We start from the raw sequence: 17,751 nt of genomic DNA on the forward strand, positions 1-17,751 counted from the left end.
AGAGGTGCATGACCGACCCCGGCCCTACGTCCCCGGCCGTCATACCCGACCACACTTCCGCCCACGTACCCGGCGACCCGCAGGCCGCGCCGGACCCGAGCTCTACCCGAGGCACGCCCCGGCAAACCCACGAGTCACCACAGACTCGCCAGGAGTCGGCGGAACAGCGGCACCGGAAGAGCGGGCAGCGCCAACAGGCCGGTGAGAAGACCCCGCTGACGCGCCGTCAGCGCGCCGGTCTGCTGTTCACGCTGATCCTCGGCGGGCTCACCGCACTGCCCGCGCTGTCGATGGACATGTACCTCCCGGCCCTGCCGGAGGTCAGCTCCCAGCTGCACACCACCGCCGCCAGCGCGCAGCTCACGCTCACCGCCTGCCTGCTCGGGCTCGCCGTCGGACAGCTCGTCGTCGGCCCCATGAGCGACCAGTTCGGCCGCCGCAAGCCCCTCCTCATCGGCATGAGCGGCTACTTCGTCGCCAGCGCGGTGTGCGCCTTCGCACCCACCATCGAAGCGCTCGCCGTCTGCCGGCTCGTCCAGGGTCTGTGCGGCGCGGCGGGCATCGTGATCGCCCGTGCCGTGGTGCGCGACCTGTACGACGGGCTCGCGATGGCGCGGTTCTTCTCCACCCTGATGCTGATCTCCGGCGTCGCGCCGATCCTCGCGCCCGTACTGGGCGGGCAGGTGCTGCGGTTCACCGACTGGCGCGGCGTCTTCCTCATCCTCACCGGCATCGGCGTCCTGCTCGTCCTCGTCGTACTCCGGTGGCTGCCCGAGACCCTCGACCCCGAGAAGCGGCACAAGGGCGGCGTGCCCGACGCGCTGCGCACCATGCGCGGACTGTTCGCCGACCGCGTCTTCACCGGCTATCTCATCGCGGGCGGCTTCGCCTTCGCGGCACTGTTCAGCTACGTGTCGGCGTCCCCGTTCGTGATGCAGAAGATCTACGGGGCCACCCCGCAGACCTTCAGCCTGCTGTTCATGGCCAACTCCATCGGCCTGGTCGCCGCCGGACAGATCAACGGCAAGATCCTCGTCGGCCGGGTCCCGCTGGACCGCGTGCTGGGCTTCGGCCTCACCGTCTCCGGCCTCGCGGCCGTGGCGCTGCTGCTGATGACCACCGGCGTGTTCGGCGAGACCGGACTGGTGCCCGTCGCGATCGGTCTGTGCGTCCTGATGACCGGCATGGGCTTCACCATGCCGAATGCCAACTCGCAGGGCCTGATGCGGGCCTCGCACGCCGCGGGATCCGCCTCGGCGCTGCTGGGCACCTCCCAGTTCCTGGTCGGGGCCATCGCCTCGCCCCTGGTCGGCATCGCCGGCGAACACACGGCTGTACCGATGGCAGTCGTCCAGCTCGGCGCGCTGCTCATCGCGGCCGCCGCGTTCGTGGGACTCTGCCGCCCGTGGCGTACGTGGCGCACGCGCGACTGAGACGCGCGGACACCCCCGGGCGCGCGGGACTGCGCGCCCGGGAACTGGCCGCGCTCGTCGACGAGGTGGACGCGCTGCCCGGGCGCGGCTGGTGCGGCGGCGCGGTGGTGCTGGCCGGGCGCGGCCCGTACATCGCCGTCGAGCACGCGGCGGGCTGGGCGCTGCGGTACACGTCCCGCGACGGGGAACTCCCGCAGGACGAACGGGTTCCCGCCACCGTCGGCACCCGCTTCGACCTGGCCTCGCTCACCAAGCTGTTCACCGCCGTCGCCGCGCTGCAGCAGGCCGAGCGCGGCACGCTCGACCTGGACCGGCGGGTGGCGGCGTACGTGCCGGAGTTCGGCGCGGCGGGCAAGGAGCGGGTGACCGTACGGCAACTGCTCACGCACACCTCGGGGCTCCGGCCCGAACTCCCCTTCCACGAACGGCGGGAGGACCCCTTCCGGGACCCCCTGGAGCTCCTCTGGGAGGACCGGCCCGCCTCGCCCGCCGGCCGGCACGTGTACTCCGACCTCAACCTGATCGCCCTCCAGCAGGTCCTGGAACGGATCACGGGGACGGGCCTCGACAAGCTCGTGACGGACGGCATCACCCGGCCGCTCGGCATGACCCGCACCTCGTACGGGCCCGTCCCCCCGGACGGGGCAGCGGCCACCGAGGACCAGCGCCGCCCCTGGGCGAAGGCCGACCGCGGCATGCTGCGGGGCGTCGTGCACGACGAGAACGCGGACGCGCTCGGCGGCGTCGCAGGGCACGCCGGGCTGTTCTCCACGGCCGCCGACCTGGCCGTGCTGTGCCGCACGCTGCTCACGGGCGGTGCGTACGGTCCCGCGCGGATCCTCACCCCGGAATCCGTGGCGCGGCTGCTGGCCCCTCCGGGGCTCGGCTTCGCCGTCGACCAGCCCTGGTTCATGGGCGAGTTGGCCGGACCGCTCGGTGGGGGACGGGCCGCGGGGCACACCGGGTTCACCGGCACCAGCCTCGTGCTCGACCCGGTCACGGACACGTTCCTGGTGCTGCTCGCGACGACGGTGCACCCCGTACGGCGCGGCCGGCCCGACAACGCGCCCCGCGTACGCGCCGCGACCCTCCTGGCGCGCGCCGCGCGCTGAGCCTACGGGCTTGCGCCGAGCCTCCGGCCGGGTGTTGCCGGGGTGTGCTCAGCCCTCTTCGGCCGGCTCCGGGGGCCAGGCGTCGCCCCAGTCGGCGTTGCGGGCCGCGCGGTACAGCGCGCCGTGCTTCTTCGTCACCGTCGTACGCCGCGGGGCGCCCTCCGTGTCGCACAGGTCCAGGAGGGCCTGGCCCTTGCGGAGTTGGGGCCTGCGCACGATGCGGGCCGCGGCGGGCGTGCCCTCCGGCCCGTCCTGCGCGGGTGCCACCGCGGCCACGTAGCTGTACTTCTCGTCCTCGTACGGCAGCGAGCCGCCCTTCACCTGGCGGTGCAGCGACGAACGGTTCACCCGGGCCGCGAAATGGCACCAGTCCTCGCCCGGCGTGAGCGGGCACGTACCGCTGTGCGGGCACGGCGCGAAGACGCGGAAGCCAGCGGCGACGAGCCGGTCCCGGGCCTCGATGATCCGCAGATAGCCGTCCGGGGTGCCGGGCTCCACGACCACGACGGCCCGGCCCGCGGCGGCCGCGGAATCCGTGACGGCGTGCCGGTCGGCCTCCGTCAACTCGCCCAGTACGTACGAGACCGTGACGAGATCCGCGTCCGGCAGTGCCAGGCCCGCGGTGATGCGATCGCGGCGCCAGTCCGCCGCGCGGAGGCTCTCCCGGCTTGCGCCGTCCGCGAGTTCGCGGCCCAGCGCGAGGGCCGGCTCGGCCCAGTCGACGACGGTCGTCGTCCGCGGCTTGTCCCACGTGTCGGCCGCGGCCCACACGGCCGCGCCCGTACCGCCGCCCACGTCGACGTGGCTCGCCGGGCTCCAGCCCCCGGCACGCTCCGCGAACGCGCGCAGCGCGGCGGACACGGCGCCGAAGGTCGCGGGCATCCGGTACGCGGCGTACGCGGCGGCGTCCGCGCGGTGCCGCAGCACGGGCGACTCCGTCGGGGTGCGGCCCCGGTAGTTCCCGATCAGCCGCTCCACGGCACGGGACGCCTCGCGCGGCGGCAGGCCGTCGAGCAGCGCGGCGAGCGCGGCCCGCAGTTCATCGTCGATCACCGCCCCATTTTACGTGTGCGCTGCGCTGTGCGGTGCGCTGCGCGTGTGCGGTGCGCGTGTGCGGTGCGCCCCGTGAACCGGGCTGCGCTCGTACCGTCGGCCCGTTGCGCTGGGCGACTTGCCGCTGCGGCGGGATTTGGGGCTTCGCCCCACCAACACCCGTGAACCGGGCTGCGCTGTGACCGCCGGGTCGTGCCGCTGTGCGGATCGCCGCTGCGGCGGGAAGGAGGGGCGGGGTTCCGCCCCGCGCCCCGCCCCTGCGTTCCCGGCTGGGGAGAGGGGGCTGCCTTCTCCCGTGGCACGGTGCGCCGTTGCGTTCGGGCCGCCGGTCCGTGCCGCTGGGCGACTTGCCGTTGCGGCGGGGAAGAAAGGGGTGGCGGGGCGTCGGGGCTCGGACCGGTCCCGCCGCCGGTGCAGCGGGACCGGGGGGAGCGGTCAGGGATGGGGTCTCGCGGAGCGCTCTTCGCGGAGTTCTGATGTGGTGCATTTGGTGCTGCCGCCTGCTTTGTGGAGTTCGGTGAGGTCCGTGGGGATCACCTCGTAGCCGCGGGCCCGCAGGGGCTCGAAGAGCCCCGACGCGGACTGCGGGAGCAGCACGTGGTGGCCGTCGCTGACCGCGTTCAGGCCGAGGGCCGCCGCGTCGGCCGCCGAGGCGAGGAGCGCGTCGGGGAAGAGCCGGGCCAGCACCGCGCGGCTGCCCGGCGAGAACGCGCCGGGGTGGTACATGACGTCACCGTCACCCGCGTCGTCCAGCACGCACAGCGCGGTGTCCAGGTGGTAGAAGCGCGGGTCGACCAGTTCGAGGCCGATCACGGGGCGGCCGAAGAACTCCTGCGCCTCGCCGTGCGACAGCGGGCTGCTGCGGAAGCCGCGGCCCGCCAGCAGCCAGGACGCGGTGACCGCGAAGTCGCCCTCGCCCTCGTTGATGTGCTCCGGCTCGCGCACCTCCGCGTAGCCGTGCGCCGCGTACCACTCGCGGTGCGCCTCCGCTTCCCCCGCACGTTCGGGGAACGCGAACCGCGCGCCCAGCACCCGCCCTTCGACGACGGTCGCGCCGTTCGCGGCGAACACCATGTCGGGCAGCCCGGGCCGGGGCGCGAGTTCCTCCACGACGTGCCCCAGCGAGCGGTAGCGGTCCCGCAGGTCCTCCCACTGTGCGACGGCGAGCCGCAGATCGACGGGCTTGCCGGGGTCCATCCACGGGTTGATGGAGTAGGTGACGCGGAAGTGCTCCGGAGGGCACATGAGATAGCGGCGGGGTGCGTACAAAGAGGCCTCCTCGCGGGGACGTTGCACACGAATGGTGCGCCCATGGTCCTCCGGGGAGGGGCCTGCCGGTGAGAGGCGTACGGGTGGTTTGTGCCCGTGTCCGCGACCGGGTCCAAGACGGTTCGTCTCGTCTTCGAGGCTTGCTAGATTCGTCGCCATGGCTGCACCCAGGACCGGCACGTCCCGTACCCCCGACGCCTCGCGCCGCAGCGAGGCCTCCCGTCGCGCGATTCTCGACGCGAGCATGGAGCTGGTCGGCGAGGTCGGCTACACGAAGCTCACCATCGAGGCGATCGCGGCCCGCGCCGGCGTCGGCAAGCAGACGATCTACCGGTGGTGGCCGTCGAAGGCGGCCGTGCTGATGGACGCCTTCCTCTCCGTGACGCAGGACGAGAAGTACGAGCAGGGCATCCCCGACACCGGCGACCTGGAAGCCGATCTGAAGGACGTACTGCGGGCGACCGTCGACGAGTTCACCGATTCCGCCTTCGAGGCGCCGTACCGCGCGCTCGCCGTCGCCTCCGCCGCGGACGCCGGCGTGGCCGAGCAGTTCACCGCCAAGCTCGCCGAGCCGGGCCGGCGGGTGTACGTGGAGCGGCTCGGGTCGGCGCGCGAGGCGGGGCAGCTCGCCGCCGATGTGGATCTGGATCTCGCCGTCGAGCTGCTGCTCGGCCCCTTCCAGCAGCGCTGGCTGACGCGGACGGCGCCGCTCACGTACGCGTTCGCGGACGCGCTCGTGGAGAACGTGCTGCGCGGTCTCGCCCCCCGGTGACGGGCCCCGACCCGGCGGAGTGCCGGGCCCCGGCGCGGGCCCGGCGGAGGGTCAACGGGCCAGCCGGGTGGGCGCGTCGGTGACGATGCCGGAGACGCCGCGGCCCAGCATCCGGTCCCGCGCGGCGCGGGTGTTGACCGTGTGCGACCAGACGCGGTCGATGCCGGAGGCCACGGCGCGGCGTACGTCGTGCGGGCGGGCCCGGTAGTCGACGCTCAGCATGTCCACGTTGCGGGTCCAGCGCTCCACGTGGTCGCCGCGGATCTGCTTCGGGCCCCGCCACACCGACGTCAACAGCCCCTTCTTGTGGGCCTTCACGGCGAACCGTGGCTTGTTGGACTGGACGTAGACCGAGCGCGTCAGGCCCTTCTTGTGCAGCATCCACGAGAGCCTCTTCAGGCCCTTCCGGTCCTTGAGCTCCAGCAGCAGGGTCGTCCGGCCGCCGAAGCGGCGCAGCACCTGGTTGAGGGTCGGCGGGTGTTCCGGCTTCCAGCGGCCCGGCAGTTTCGGACTGGGCGTGATCAGCACCCGCTTCCACTGCCGCAGGCTCAGCCGCCTCACCGGGCCGTGCGCGTTCGTGGTGCGGTCGAGGGTGCGGTCGTGCAGCGCGACGAGCTTGCCGTCGCGGAGCCTGCGGATGTCGACGTCGAGGACATCGGCCCTGTGGTGCCGGAACGTTCTGGTCAGCCCGGAAAGGCTGTTCTCCGGTACTTCGAGGGCGCCGCCGCGGTGCGCGGTGTACGTGACGCCGGGCAGCGCTCTCGCCTCCGGAGCCGCCTCCGCTTCCGCCTGCCGGTCCGCCTCCGGCTCCGCCGCGGGGGATACGGGCCGCGGGTCCGCCGCTCCGGCGGTTTCCGGTACGGCGTGTGCGGGGCCGGCCGCCAGCGTGAGGGAGAGGAGGAGCGGGAGAGCGGTGAGGGCTGTTCTCCGGGGCCACGCGCAAGTGGCGTGCGGGGCTCTGAACATGGGGACCAAGCTAGGGCGCTATGGGGTGATTTGCCGCGTAAACGCGCCAGTTGAGTGGTGTCCTGTTGCGGCATGTGCGCTCCGCGGCCCCCGGAGAGCGGCGTACCCTCGTAATCCACGGTTCACGGTGGTCGCGAGTGAGGCGGTTGATGGTACGCGAGAGCAGGTTTGCCCAGTGGATGCGCCGACGCCATCGGACCGGTGCGCGAGGTGGCGGTCAGGCCGGCAGCGTGGAGGAGATCGCGCGCGCCCGTGAGGCGCTCCTGCTCGACGCCGCGGCCGCGGGATTCCCGCTGGCCCCCGCGGCGCACCCCTCCGGTTACGGCTGTTCGTGCGTGCGCATCGGATGTCCCACGCCGGGCCGGCATCCCGTCTCCTTCGCCTGGCAGACGCAGGCGACCACGGATCCCGTACAGATCGAGCGCTGGGCGCGCACCCAGCCGCAGGCGAACTTCATCACCGCCACCGGGCACGGCCACGATGTGCTCGACGTGCCGGCCGAGGCCGGCTGGGCGGCGTTGAAACGCCTGGAGAGCGAGGAGATCCCGGTCGGGCCCGTCGCGCTGTCGGGCGGCGACCGGATGCTGTTCTTCACCGCCACCCGCGCCCCCGCGGACGAGGAGGAGTGGTGGCCCTGTGAACTGGACTGCCACCCCGAGACGATGGACGAGCACCCCGGGCTGCGCTGGCACTGCCGCGGCAGCTACGTCCTCGTCCCCCCGGCGCAGCTGGCCGGCGAGACGGCGGACGCGGAGGTGCGCTGGGTGCGGGCTCCGCGGCACGTGGACGCGGCGGAGCCGGACGCCGGGACCGTACAGGAGCTGCCCGAGCCGCTGACGCTGCTGGAGTCGCTGACCGACGCGTGCGCCGAGTACGAGGGGGCGGGCGGCGAGGAGGCCGCGCCCTGGCCGGTGCGCTGAGCGCCCCGGCGCGGGGAGGCGCGGCCCCGGGGCCGGTGGTGTACGGGGCGGCGGCCCCGCGGGGTCACTGGCCCTGCGCCGCCGTCACACCGTAGATCCGGTTCAGGAAGCGGACGTCGCCGCCGGACTTCGGCGGCACGGCGACCGACTGCTGCGCGACGTGGGTGTACGTCGCCGACTCCTTGGCCTCGCCCTTCATCAGCTGCTTCACCAGCGTGTTCTTCACCGGCGGGCGGTAGCCGCGGGCGGCGGTCTGCTTCTCGTAGTGATGCGAGGCGAAGAAGACCATCGCGCCGCCGTCCTTGGTGCGCAGCGTGACCGGTGTGTACTGCGGGGGCTGCGCCGGCTGGTCCTCGAAGTCGGTACGCAGCGCTGTCTGGTTGGCGCGTGCCTTGCGGCTCTCGCGGAGCCGGCTCGTCTGCGGGCCGGGCGCGAAGTCGCCGCTGCCGTCCTCGAGATAGCGGGTGTACGCCTCGCTCAGCGAGTCCGGCGCCATCGCGAGACCGCCGGACGTACCGGCGGGCACGGTCTTCGCGTACCCGCCGGAGTCCATGGCGAAGTCGGGGACCTCGTCGTCCTCCAGCACGGACAGATAGGTCGCCTTCCACGGCGCGTCCGCGCTCGCGCGCTGGAACACCAGGAACCAGCGGCCACCCTGGGTGCGGTTGCTGAGGGTGTCGGCGACGAAGAACTTCGGCCAGCCCGCCTGCTTGGGGATCAGGAACCGGGCGTCGGTCAGCTTCAGCGGGCTGAAGTTCTCCGCGCCCTGCGGGCTGAGCGACTTGCGGGCCTTGAGGCCCGCCTGGTCTATGGCGCCGAGCGCGCCCGTCTCCACGGTGGCGTTCAGCCGCGGATCGTACGTCTTGTTGGCCTTGTTGCTCTTCGCGGTGAAGTTCTTCAACGCCTTCGCCGCCTCGGCCTTCGAGGCCGCGGGCACCACGGCGTTCTCGCCGTGAACCGTCACGCACCCCGACAAGGTGACCGTCAGCACCGTGGCGGTCGCCGTCGCCGCCGTCAGCAGTCGCGCCCGTCGCGCCATCATCCCGTGCCTCCCCGCTGCCTTCGCGGATCAGAACCTTACCGTTCCTGGCCAGTGTTCAGGACATGGGTCTGGCCCCACGTCCTGGAACTGGGCGCATCCCGGACGGTGTTGGATGCGCTGGTCTCCCGCGTTCTCGTAGGCCTCGCCCGGCTTCGTGCATCGTGTGCACGTTCCGTGGCGGGATGGCGGGTTTCCTCACGCCCTCGGACAGTCCGGTCGGCCTGGACGGTCCGATGCCCGCGACGATCGCTCTGGTCGTCGCGGGGCGGTGTCGTCCGTCGTCGGACGGGATGGCCGAGGGCGCGTCGGCCGATCGCGATGCTGGCTGCATCGTGACGGGACATCTTCCTGTTCGGGCTGGTGAGGGGCTTGCGCCAGTGCTCCTCGCCCCAGAGCGAGGTATAGGCCGGGTCGACCGCGACGATCGCCAGGCCGTGCTCGGTGGCCATGGAGACGATGCGGGCTTTGAGTTGGCCGGTGGGCATGCCGGAGATCAGCTTCCGGAACCGCTTCTTGCGTCCGTGCTTCTCGCGGGTTTTCTCCGCCGCGAAGTCCAGGTTCTCGATGCCGATCGCTGTGGCGCCGGAGCGCTTCGTCCAGTGCAGCAGGCGGGTGAGGGCGTGGCGGATCTGGGCGTCCCGGTGGGCGGCCGGCCCGGAGAGATCGTAGAAGAACCGCTTGGGGTCGCCGACCGGGTTGCCGTGCGCGTCAAGGCGGTAGGCGGCGAGGTGATCGCCATTGGTGTCCACGCCGACCATGCCCTGGGCGCGGGCCGTCTCCAGCGGTACCGCCTGGACTGCGGGCCGGGTCCACGACGCGGTGAGATACCAGCGGTCCCGGCCCACGTCGAAGTGGATGCGGTAGGCCATGGCCCGGTTCGCCTCGATGCGGTCGAGCCACTCCTCGCCCCGGTGCTGGAACTGCACCTGCGTGGACAGGACGTAGCGGCCGTGCGGAGCGTTGGCCAAGTGGGCCAGCGGTGCGGGCAGTCTGAGGGAGACTTCGCCGTCCGAGGTGACGCGAATCGTCTCGTTGCCGTAGCGCTTGCCGGTCTCGCCATCGGCGGCCAGGAACCAGCGCGCTGCCTCCCACCGCTGCCGCCACCCCTCCTCGCTGAGCCCGGCCGCCTCCAGATGGTGACGGTTGTTCAGCAGACGTCGGCCACCACGCACCACCCGGACCTGGCCGGATTCCCAGCCATTACGGGCGACTTCGAGGCGGTGTTCCAGGGTCTGCAGGCGGCGGGACTTGCGAAACCACTCGCCCCGCGAGCAGTAGCCGCCCGGCATCCGCTTCGTCCCTTTCTCCCCGAGCGGCAGCGACAGGCGGTGCCTCAGCATGCGCACCCTCGCCTCCAGATTGTGGAGATGGGCGAGTTGGCAACGGCGCGAGAGTGCCCACTCATCGTGCGTGCCCTTCGTGATCGCCCCCGCCCACCGTGACGACGAGCCGGCCGTCAGGCCCTGTTTGCGCGCCGCCCATGAATCCGGACCGTGCTCCAGGCCGTGTGCGCAGCGGGCCTTGAGGTCGATTCCGGCCAAGTGACCCAAGTGCGCACCGACCTGCCGCAGCACATGCTCATCCGCAGCGGTGAGGTGTTTGAGCCGGTCCCGGACCGCCACCCCGGACGCGCCGAGCGCAACGAACGGCGCGTCCAGGGTGCGATTCATAGGCTGATAGCGCCATTCAGTCCCGCGTGGTAACGCCCACTGATCAGTCCGGCTCGATCAACAACTCGTCACCCTCCGGCGGTCTCCTGGGGGGCCGTAGGGCTTCCGGTGGCGGGCTCGGTGGCGGAAGGGTGGGGCTTTCGTTGGGGGAGGAAGAAGAGGAGCATCGTCGGGACCAGGTAGGCCAGCCATACGATGACCTGCACAACTGTGGGGTCGGGCTGGAAGTTGACGGTGCCCTTGAGGAGGGTGCCGTACCAGCTGTCCTGGGGGACGGCCTCGCTCACGTCGAACGCCTTGTTGTCCAGGCCCGGCAGGAAGCGGGCCTCCTGCAGGTCGTGGAAGCCGTACGCGAGGACGCCCGCCGCGACGACGTTCAGCGCGCCGCCGGTCCAGGTGAAGAACCGGGAGAGGTTGATGCGCAGGGCGCCGCGGTAGAAGAGCCAGCCCAGCACGACCGCCGTCAACAGGCCCAGCACGGCGCCCACCAGGGGGCGTACGCCGTCGCCCGAGGCCTCCACGGCCGTCCAGATGAACAGGGCCGTCTCCAGGCCCTCACGGCCGACCGCGAGGAACGCGGTGAGCACCAGCGCGCCGGTGCCCAGCGCGATCGCCTGGTCCAGCTTGCCGTGCAGGTCGGCCTTCAGATGGCGGGCGGTGCGCCGCATCCAGAAGACCATCCACGTCACCAGGCCCACCGCCACGATGGACAGCGAACCGCCGAGCAACTCCTGTGCCTCGAAGGTGAGTTGCTGCGAGCCGTACTGGAGGAAGGCGCCGAAGGCGAGACTGATGGCCACCGCCGTCGCCACGCCGAGCCAGATGGGGCGCAGTGCCTCGCGCCGGTCCGTTTTCACCAGGTAGGCGATGAGGATGCAGACGACCAGGGACGCCTCCAGGCCCTCGCGCAGCCCGATCAGATAGTTGCCGAACATGGCGTCACTTCTCCTCTTCCGTGGTGCCGCCGTCGTCGAAGAGACCGCGGCCCCACCAGTCCTTGCCGTCCCGCACCCCTCGGGGCACCGCGAAGACGGCCGAACCGACGTGCTGGATGTACTCGTTGAGGGCGTCGGTCCGGGCGAGATTCCGCTGTACGGGGATGAACGCCTCGCGCATGTCCCGCTGGTAGGCGAGGAAGAACAGCCCCGCCTCCAGCCGGCCCAGACCGTCCGTGCCGTCCGTGAAGGAGTAGCCGCGGCGCAGGAACCGGGCGCCGCCGTTGCTGTCGGGGTGCGCCAGCCGTACGTGCGCGGTCGGCAGCATCCGCTTCAGCCGCGGCTCGTCCCGCTCCTTGCGCGCGCCCACCGGGGCACCTTCGCCCTTGTTCCGGCCGAAGATGTCCTCCTGCTCCTTGAGCGAGGTGCGGTCCCAGGTCTCGATGTGCATCCGGATCCGGCGGGCCACCAGATAGGAGCCGCCGGCCATCCAGTCCGGGCCCGTCTTCCCGTCCACCCAGACGTGTTTGCGCAGGGCGGCGGCGTCCGAGCCGTCGATGTTCCGGGTGCCGTCCTTGAAGCCCATCATGTTGCGCGGGGTCTGGGCGCCCGGCGTCGTCGAGGACGTCTTGCCGAAGCCCAGCTGCGACCAGCGGATGGCGACGGTGCCCATGCCGATGCGCGCCAGATTGCGGATCGCGTGCACCGCGACCTGCGGGTCGTCCGCGCACGCCTGGACGCACAAGTCGCCCCCGCCGCGGTCCGGATCGAGGTCGTCCCCGGCGAACTGCGGCAGATCCACGAGGGCTTCGGGACGTTTGTCCTTCAGCTTCTCGAAGCCCTCCCGGCCGTCGAAGAGGGACGGGCCGACCCCGAACGTCAGGGTCAGCCGTGCCGGGTCGAGGCCGAGGGCCTCGCCGGTGTCGTCGGGCGGGGCCTCCGCGAGGCCGCCGGCGGCGCCGTCGCCGACCGGCTTGCCCGCGGTCATCCGCTCCGCCGCGCGCGTCCACTCCTTGAGGACGGCGACGAGGAGTTCGGGGTCCTTCGTGGTCACGTCGAACGCCGCGAAGTGCAGCCGGTCCTGTACGGCCGTGCCGATGCCGGCCTGGTGCGCGCCGTGGAACGGCACGGGCGCGGGGCCCGTGGAGGCGTCCGCGGTTTCGCCGCCCTGGACGGCCACCGCCGTGCCGCCGGTGACGGCCGCGCCCAGGGCCAGCCCGGCCCCGCCCCAGCCGAGCAGGGCACGGCGGGAGGGGGCCGTCTTCGCGGGGGCCGCCTCCGCCGCGGGGGTGCCGGCAGCGGAAGCGGTGCTGTCGGCGGAAGCGGTGCTGTCGGTGGTGCCGGCGCCGGTGGCAGTGCCGTCGGCGTCGTGGTTCTTGTCGCTCATGACGGGCCCCTTACTTCGTCTGCACCTTGGCGACGGCGGCGGCCAGCTGGGAGAGCGGCTCGGCCAGCGCGTTGACGCCGTCGGACAGCTTCTTGCGGTCGCCCTTGCCGACGGTGTCGTACGCGACGAAGTCCACCGGTCCCTTGCCGCCGTCCTCGCGGTGTCCGTCCAGCAGCTCGAAGAGCGAGTCGAACTCCGAGTCCAGCTTCTTCACCAGCACCGGGTCGCTCTCCTTCACGACGGGGCGGAGCAGCTCGTAACTCTTCTGCGCGCCCTCGACGTTGGCGTTGAAGTCGACCAGGTCGGTGTGGCTGTAGCGCTCCTCCTCACCGGTGACCTTGCCGGTGGCGACCTCGTCCAGCAGCTCCTTCGCGCCGTTCGCCATGCTGGTGGGGGTGATCTCGGCCTTGCCGACCTTCTTCTGCCAGTCCTTGAGGTCCGTCATCAGCTGCTTGGCGAGCTTCTTCTCCTCGCCGCCGATCTTCTTGTCCTTCCAGAGGGCCTTCTCCAGCCGGTGCCAGCCGGTCCACTTCTGGCCCTTCTCCAGGCCGTCCTCGCGCACATCGACCTTCGGGTCGATGTCCCCGAACGATTCGGCGACCGGCTCGGTGCGCTCCCAGCCGACGCGGGACGGGGCGTACTGCTTCTTCGCCTCGTCGATGTCGCCGTCCTGTACGGCGTCGGCGAACTTCTGCGCCTTCGGCAGCGTCTCGTCGGCCTGATCCTGCGCGTACGAGCGGTACTTCGCGACGGCCTTGGCCAGCCGCGGGTCCAGCTCCTTCGCGGCGGCGCCGCCCTTCGCCTTCACGGACTGGCGGATGCCGTGGCCCTTCATGCCGGGCTTGCAGGCGATCTCGTACGAACCGGCCTTCACCTCGGCGGTGATGTTCGTGCTGGTGCCCGGGCCGATGTTCTCCCGCTCGGTGACGATGCGGTCGCCGGGGGCGTACACGTACACCTCGGTGACCTTGCTGCCCTTGTTCTCGACGGCGAGCTTCACGTGGCCCGCGGGGAACTCCTTCTTCGACACCTTGCAGGCCGAGTCGGAGGCGGTGACGCCGATCGCGCCGTTCTTCTCCGCGTCCGCGACGTCGGTCTTCTTGGCACAGCCCGCCGCCGCCGCGGTGAGCGCAGTGGCGAGGGCGACTGCGGTGAGCGAGCGGATGGTTCGCATGGGGACTCCTGCTTCGGGGAAGCGGAAGCCGGCGGTGGGGGCACCGTCTCCCGGTTTTTGAGGCGGACCTAAGTTAACTTAGGCTTGCCTCAACGATTCCCTCTGAGTTCCCCGCTCAGCGGTGACGCTCCTCTCAATTCCACGACTACGGTCCCGGGTCATCCGCACGTGAGTGGAAAAATCGGTCAGTGAGTGGCGTTCCATCCCATCAGGGGGTCAACTCCGCAATACGCTGCGCCTTTTCCGGGTGACGGGCCGTCAGCGGTCCCCGTCTGCCGAGCTCGAATCCGCCCCAGCCGAACGGCGGCGACATCGTCGTCCCGCACAGCGACCACGCGTCCGCCGTGGACGAGCCCTGCCAGACACCGGGCGGTACGACGAGCTGGGGCTGCTGCCCGCGCGCCACGTCCGGTCCGAGCACCGGCTCCTCCGCCGAGCCGTCCGGACGCAGCAACAGCAGACGCAGCGGGGCGCCCCCGTACCAGTGGTAGACCTCCGTGGACCGCAGGCGGTGCAGTGCGGAGACGTCGGGCGCGACCAGCATGAAGTAGATGGCCGACGAGTGTCCGTCGATGTGCGTACGGCGGAACAGCCCGCCCTCCTCGGGGAGCGGCTCCAGGCCGAGTGCGTCCGCGAGTTCGCGCCCCTGACGGGGGTCGGAGCCCGTCCCGTACGGGTTCGGTGTATGCATGGAGATCCCCTAGCAGATGTGGAGGTGTGCTCGCCATGACGGAGCTGCCCCAGGCGGACATTCCCGAACTGCCCTCGCTGCACGGCCGGGTCGCCGTCGTCACCGGCGCCGGCGGCGTCGTCGGACGGGGCATCGCCCGGCGGCTGGCGGTCGCGGGAGCGGCGGTCGTCGTCCACTATCGCTCCGGAGCGGACGCCGCGCGGCACGTCGTCTCCCGTATCGAGGCCGACGGCGGGCGCGCCGTCGCCGCACGCGCCGACCTCACCGACCCCGAGGCGTGCGCCGCGCTGATGCGGTGCGCCGTGGACACGTACGGCCGGCTCGACGTGCTGGTGAACAACGCGGGCGTCCAACCCGTCCAGGAGCTGCGGGAGATGACGGCCGCCCAGTGGCGGGAGGTCGTGGACACCAACACCACGGCGACCTTCGCCGCGACCCAGGCCGCGGCGGACGTGATGCGCGGCGGCGGGGGCGGGTCCGTCATCCACATCGCCTCCATCGAGGGCTCCCAGCCGCAGTACGCCCACTCCCACTACTGCTCCTCGAAGGCCGCCGTCCTCATGCACGCGCGGACCGCGGCCCTCGAACTCGCCCCCGACGGTATCCGGGTCAACTCCGTGTCCCCGGGGCTCATCGGACACGACACGCTGGAGTCCGACTGGCCGGAGGGCGTGGCCCGTTGGCGCGCCGCGGCACCGCTGGGCAGGCTCGGCACGGCGGAGGACGTCGGCGACGCGTGCGTCTTCCTCGCCTCCCCGATGGCCTCCTGGATCACCGGCCAGGACCTCACCGTGGACGGCGGCGTCTCGGTCCACCCGACCTGGTGAGCCGCGGCAGCGGGCCCCTGCCCCCGTCCGGACACTGCCCTTCGTCCGGACACTGCCCTCCGTCCGGGCGCTGCCTGGTGGAGGGCGGGGGCCCGGCTCCGTACAGTCGGGCTTCCGTACCGCCGACGCACCGGGAGCACCGCTGTGAGCACCGCCGTTCTGCCCCTCACCCGACTCCCCGTGGACGGGCTGCCGCCCTGCGCGCTCGTCGTCGGGGACCCCGACCGTGCGGAGCGGGCCGCCGAAATGCTGGACCAGGCACGGCCGTTCGCCTCGAACCGGGAGTACGTCAGCTACGCGGGGCGGCACAACGGCACGTCGGTGACGGTCATCTCGCACGGTGTCGGCTCGGCGGGGGCCGCGGTGTGCTTCGAGGAGCTGTGCCGGGCCGGGGCGCGCCGGATCGTACGGGCCGGGACGGCGGGCGGGATGCAGCCGCACCTCGGGTCCGGCTCCGTGGTGGTCGCCGCGGCGGCCGTACGCGACGAGGGGACCACGCAGCGGCTCGTCCCGGCGTCCTATCCGGCGTTCTGCGACGCCGAGTTGACGGTCGCGCTGCGCCGCCGGCTGCCGGAGGCCGAGTGCGGGGTGGTGCTCAGCTCCGACCTCTTCTACCCGTCGCCCGTCCTCGGCTCCGAGCTGGAACTGTGGCAGCGGGCCGGCTGCGTGGCCGTCGAAATGGAGCTGTCGGCGCTGCTGGTGACGGCGGCTCAGCACGGGGCGCGCGCGGCGGGCGTGTTCGCCCTGGACGGGAACCCCCTCGCCGCGGGCGACGCGGAGATGTCGGACTACCGCCCGGACCGTACGGAGGTCGGCGAGGCCGTCGACACGGCCCTGCGGGCGGCCCTCGACGCACTCGTGGCGGACGCGCGCCCCTGAACCGCGCCCCTGACGGTCCCTGACCGGCCCTGCCCCGAGCCCCTGTCGGGGTCGCCGGCCCTGACAGGGCTCCGGGGTCACGGAGTACGGCCCCTCCGGGGAGGGGCCGTACGGGAAGGGGTGAGCGTCAGGAGGGCGGGAGGACGTCGACGGCCCAGTTGCGGAGCCGGTCGGCGAGGGGGCTGCGGACGTTGAGGATCCGGTTCACGTACGCGGCCCGTTCGTGCCCGATCACGGCGGCCTCCCAGACGCACGGGGCGAGCCCGGACGACGCCGGGCGCAGCGCCTCGGGCTCCCCGGCGGGGCCCGCGAAGACGGCGAGCCGGGACATGTAACCCTCCACCCAGCTCTGCACCAGCACGTAGTCGCCGTCGGCGCCGGCGTGCGCGATCACGCAGCCGATCCCCGTGGAGCCGGCGGCCCGGTCCAGGAGCAGCTGACGGGCCGCCAGCTTCAGTGCCGCGGCCTCTTCCCGCTCGCCTATCTCGCGGCCGGGCGCCTCGATCGCGTACGCCTTCACCCAGTGGTCCCCGGCGCGCCGCAGGCCCAGGAAGCGGGTGGTCCGTGCGTGATATCCGTCCGCAAGCGCGAGGAGTGCTGCTTCGTCCTGCGCGTCCACATCGATCGCCAAGGAGGCGTCCACCACGTGCTGTTCACTCATGCCGATCATCATGCACGATGCGGCGGAGTGCTCCGGCGGTGTTCGGCCACGGCGATACGGACCAGGCTCAGGGCAGGGTGAGGATCTCGGCGCCGCTGTCGGTGACCAGCAGGGTGTGCTCGAACTGGGCTGTGCGCTTGCGGTCCTTGGTGACGACGGTCCAGCCGTCCTCCCACATGTCCCACTCGTGCGTGCCGAGGGTGAGCATCGGCTCGATGGTGAACGTCATACCCGGCTTGATCACGGTCGTCGCCCGCGAGTCGTCGTAGTGCGGAATGATCAGGCCCGAGTGGAACGAGGTGTTGATGCCGTGGCCGGTGAAGTCCCGGACCACGCCGTAGCCGAAGCGCTTCGCGTACGACTCGATGACGCGGCCGATGACGCTGATCTGCCGGCCCGGCTTGACCGCCTTGATGGCGCGGTTCAGGGACTCGCGGGTGCGCTCGACCAGCAGCCGGGACTCCTCGTCGACGTCGCCGCAGAGGAAGGTCGCGTTGGTGTCGCCGTGCACCCCGCCGATGTACGCGGTGACGTCCAGGTTCACGATGTCGCCGTCGGAGATCACTGTGGAGTCCGGGATGCCGTGGCAGATCACCTCGTTGAGGCTGGTGCACAGCGACTTGGGGAACTTGCGGTAGCCGAGCGTCGAGGGGTACGCGCCGTGGTCGCACATGTAGGCGTGCGCGACCTCGTCCAGCTTGTCCGTCGTGACGCCGGGCGCGATGTGCTTGCCGGCCTCCTGCAGCGCCTGTGCGGCGATCTGCCCCGCGTGCCGCATCTTCTCCACCGTCTCGGCGTCCTGCACCTCGGGCCCCGTGTACGGCGAGGGCGCGTCCTTGCCGACGTATTCGGGGCGCGGGATGGAGGCGGGGACGGTACGCATCGGGGAGACCGTTCCGGGCACGAGAAGAGACTGGCCAGACATGCCTGCGAGTCTAACCGTGGTCGGCGGATGCCTGG

17 protein-coding genes are annotated in these 17,751 nt (G+C 72.0%); 6 read left to right on the forward strand and 11 right to left on the reverse strand.

The genetic code is table 11. The annotated features are described in order from the left end of the window. The first annotated feature begins 8 nt into the window (after positions 1-8). Both AC3AGO_RS24200 and AC3AGO_RS24205 read left to right on the forward strand, forming a co-directional pair. Entirely contained in the window at positions 9-1,433 is a 1,425-nt protein-coding gene (locus tag AC3AGO_RS24200; protein ID WP_487822336.1) for a multidrug effflux MFS transporter, read from the forward strand. Beyond that, positions 1,406-2,545: a serine hydrolase domain-containing protein gene (locus AC3AGO_RS24205; RefSeq protein WP_487822337.1), complete on the forward strand. Its 1,140-nt coding sequence runs from the start codon at positions 1,406-1,408 to the stop codon at positions 2,543-2,545. The genes AC3AGO_RS24200 and AC3AGO_RS24205 overlap by 28 nt, the downstream gene beginning before the upstream one ends. Before the next feature lie 48 nt (positions 2,546-2,593). Here AC3AGO_RS24205 and AC3AGO_RS24210 read toward each other — a convergent pair whose 3' ends face one another. Both AC3AGO_RS24210 and ddaH read right to left on the reverse strand, forming a co-directional pair. Then, positions 2,594-3,598 carry a small ribosomal subunit Rsm22 family protein gene (locus AC3AGO_RS24210; RefSeq protein ID WP_487822338.1) on the reverse strand — a complete coding sequence of 335 codons (1,005 nt, stop codon included), beginning with the start codon at positions 3,596-3,598 and terminating at the stop codon, positions 2,594-2,596. Positions 3,599-4,033: 435 nt separating this feature from the next. Continuing rightward, on the reverse strand, positions 4,034-4,867 hold the full coding sequence (ddaH, locus tag AC3AGO_RS24215; RefSeq protein ID WP_487822339.1) for a dimethylargininase: 834 nt from the start codon (positions 4,865-4,867) through the stop codon (positions 4,034-4,036). A gap of 157 nt (positions 4,868-5,024) precedes the next feature. Here ddaH and AC3AGO_RS24220 point away from each other — a divergent pair, with 157 nt between their 5' ends. Next, positions 5,025-5,639: a TetR/AcrR family transcriptional regulator gene (locus tag AC3AGO_RS24220; protein ID WP_487822340.1), complete on the forward strand. Its 615-nt coding sequence runs from the start codon at positions 5,025-5,027 to the stop codon at positions 5,637-5,639. A 51-nt stretch (positions 5,640-5,690) separates the two neighbouring features. Here AC3AGO_RS24220 and AC3AGO_RS24225 read toward each other — a convergent pair whose 3' ends face one another. Further along, on the reverse strand, positions 5,691-6,605 hold the full coding sequence (locus AC3AGO_RS24225; protein WP_487822341.1) for a glycerophosphodiester phosphodiesterase: 915 nt from the start codon (positions 6,603-6,605) through the stop codon (positions 5,691-5,693). 149 nt (positions 6,606-6,754) lie between these two features. On the opposite strand from AC3AGO_RS24225, the gene AC3AGO_RS24230 reads away from it, so the two are divergent. Then, complete coding sequence (locus AC3AGO_RS24230) at positions 6,755-7,525, forward strand: bifunctional DNA primase/polymerase (protein WP_487824786.1); 771 nt, start codon at positions 6,755-6,757, stop codon at positions 7,523-7,525. Between the two features lie 64 nt (positions 7,526-7,589). On the opposite strand, the gene AC3AGO_RS24235 is transcribed toward AC3AGO_RS24230, so the two are convergent. The 6 genes from AC3AGO_RS24235 to AC3AGO_RS24260 all read right to left on the reverse strand — a co-directional run bounded on the left by AC3AGO_RS24235 (position 7,590) and on the right by AC3AGO_RS24260 (position 14,424). After that, positions 7,590-8,564 carry an SCO2278 family lipoprotein gene (locus AC3AGO_RS24235; protein ID WP_487824787.1) on the reverse strand — a complete coding sequence of 325 codons (975 nt, stop codon included), beginning with the start codon at positions 8,562-8,564 and terminating at the stop codon, positions 7,590-7,592. Positions 8,565-8,602: 38 nt separating this feature from the next. Then, positions 8,603-10,237, reverse strand: coding sequence for an IS200/IS605 family accessory protein TnpB-related protein (locus AC3AGO_RS24240; RefSeq protein WP_487822342.1), 1,635 nt, complete (start codon positions 10,235-10,237; stop codon positions 8,603-8,605). Between the two features lie 68 nt (positions 10,238-10,305). Further along, the gene (efeU, locus tag AC3AGO_RS24245) at positions 10,306-11,172 is read right to left on the reverse strand and encodes an iron uptake transporter permease EfeU (RefSeq protein ID WP_487822343.1); all 867 of its coding nucleotides are present in this window, start codon (positions 11,170-11,172) and stop codon (positions 10,306-10,308) included. Between the two features lie 4 nt (positions 11,173-11,176). Then, on the reverse strand, positions 11,177-12,559 hold the full coding sequence (efeB, locus tag AC3AGO_RS24250) for an iron uptake transporter deferrochelatase/peroxidase subunit (protein ID WP_487822344.1): 1,383 nt from the start codon (positions 12,557-12,559) through the stop codon (positions 11,177-11,179). A gap of 10 nt (positions 12,560-12,569) precedes the next feature. Next, positions 12,570-13,733, reverse strand: coding sequence for an iron uptake system protein EfeO (efeO, locus tag AC3AGO_RS24255; protein WP_487822345.1), 1,164 nt, complete (start codon positions 13,731-13,733; stop codon positions 12,570-12,572). 208 nt (positions 13,734-13,941) lie between these two features. Then, complete coding sequence (locus AC3AGO_RS24260) at positions 13,942-14,424, reverse strand: cupin domain-containing protein (protein WP_487822346.1); 483 nt, start codon at positions 14,422-14,424, stop codon at positions 13,942-13,944. Positions 14,425-14,459: 35 nt separating this feature from the next. Here AC3AGO_RS24260 and AC3AGO_RS24265 point away from each other — a divergent pair, with 35 nt between their 5' ends. Next, positions 14,460-15,251 (forward strand): SDR family NAD(P)-dependent oxidoreductase, encoded by a 792-nt coding sequence (locus tag AC3AGO_RS24265; RefSeq protein WP_487822347.1) that lies wholly within the window; start codon positions 14,460-14,462, stop codon positions 15,249-15,251. A 144-nt stretch (positions 15,252-15,395) separates the two neighbouring features. Then, entirely contained in the window at positions 15,396-16,130 is a 735-nt protein-coding gene (locus tag AC3AGO_RS24270) for a phosphorylase family protein (protein ID WP_487822348.1), read from the forward strand. A 127-nt stretch (positions 16,131-16,257) separates the two neighbouring features. Here AC3AGO_RS24270 and AC3AGO_RS24275 read toward each other — a convergent pair whose 3' ends face one another. Next, positions 16,258-16,791, reverse strand: coding sequence for a hypothetical protein (locus AC3AGO_RS24275; protein ID WP_487822349.1), 534 nt, complete (start codon positions 16,789-16,791; stop codon positions 16,258-16,260). 67 nt (positions 16,792-16,858) lie between these two features. Then, positions 16,859-17,716 (reverse strand): type I methionyl aminopeptidase, encoded by an 858-nt coding sequence (gene map / locus AC3AGO_RS24280; protein WP_487822350.1) that lies wholly within the window; start codon positions 17,714-17,716, stop codon positions 16,859-16,861. Between the last annotated feature and the right edge of the window lie 35 nt (positions 17,717-17,751).

Source organism: Streptomyces sp. BL1 (genome assembly GCF_057628045.1).

Excerpts from the sequence above, each read along its gene's own strand:
- AC3AGO_RS24260 (WP_487822346.1), bottom strand. The coding sequence starts at position 14,424 with ATGCATACACCGAACCCGTACGGGACGGGCTCCGACCCCCGTCAGGGG.
- AC3AGO_RS24225 (WP_487822341.1), bottom strand. The coding sequence starts at position 6,605 with ATGTTCAGAGCCCCGCACGCCACTTGCGCGTGGCCCCGGAGAACAGCC.
- efeB (WP_487822344.1), bottom strand. The coding sequence starts at position 12,559 with ATGAGCGACAAGAACCACGACGCCGACGGCACTGCCACCGGCGCCGGC.
- AC3AGO_RS24200 (WP_487822336.1), top strand. The coding sequence starts at position 9 with ATGACCGACCCCGGCCCTACGTCCCCGGCCGTCATACCCGACCACACT.
- AC3AGO_RS24235 (WP_487824787.1), bottom strand. The coding sequence starts at position 8,564 with ATGGCGCGACGGGCGCGACTGCTGACGGCGGCGACGGCGACCGCCACG.
- AC3AGO_RS24265 (WP_487822347.1), top strand. The coding sequence starts at position 14,460 with ATGACGGAGCTGCCCCAGGCGGACATTCCCGAACTGCCCTCGCTGCAC.
- map (WP_487822350.1), bottom strand. The coding sequence starts at position 17,716 with ATGTCTGGCCAGTCTCTTCTCGTGCCCGGAACGGTCTCCCCGATGCGT.
- efeU (WP_487822343.1), bottom strand. The coding sequence starts at position 11,172 with ATGTTCGGCAACTATCTGATCGGGCTGCGCGAGGGCCTGGAGGCGTCC.
- AC3AGO_RS24275 (WP_487822349.1), bottom strand. The coding sequence starts at position 16,791 with ATGAGTGAACAGCACGTGGTGGACGCCTCCTTGGCGATCGATGTGGAC.
- AC3AGO_RS24240 (WP_487822342.1), bottom strand. The coding sequence starts at position 10,237 with ATGAATCGCACCCTGGACGCGCCGTTCGTTGCGCTCGGCGCGTCCGGG.
- AC3AGO_RS24230 (WP_487824786.1), top strand. The coding sequence starts at position 6,755 with ATGGTACGCGAGAGCAGGTTTGCCCAGTGGATGCGCCGACGCCATCGG.
- efeO (WP_487822345.1), bottom strand. The coding sequence starts at position 13,733 with ATGCGAACCATCCGCTCGCTCACCGCAGTCGCCCTCGCCACTGCGCTC.
- AC3AGO_RS24220 (WP_487822340.1), top strand. The coding sequence starts at position 5,025 with ATGGCTGCACCCAGGACCGGCACGTCCCGTACCCCCGACGCCTCGCGC.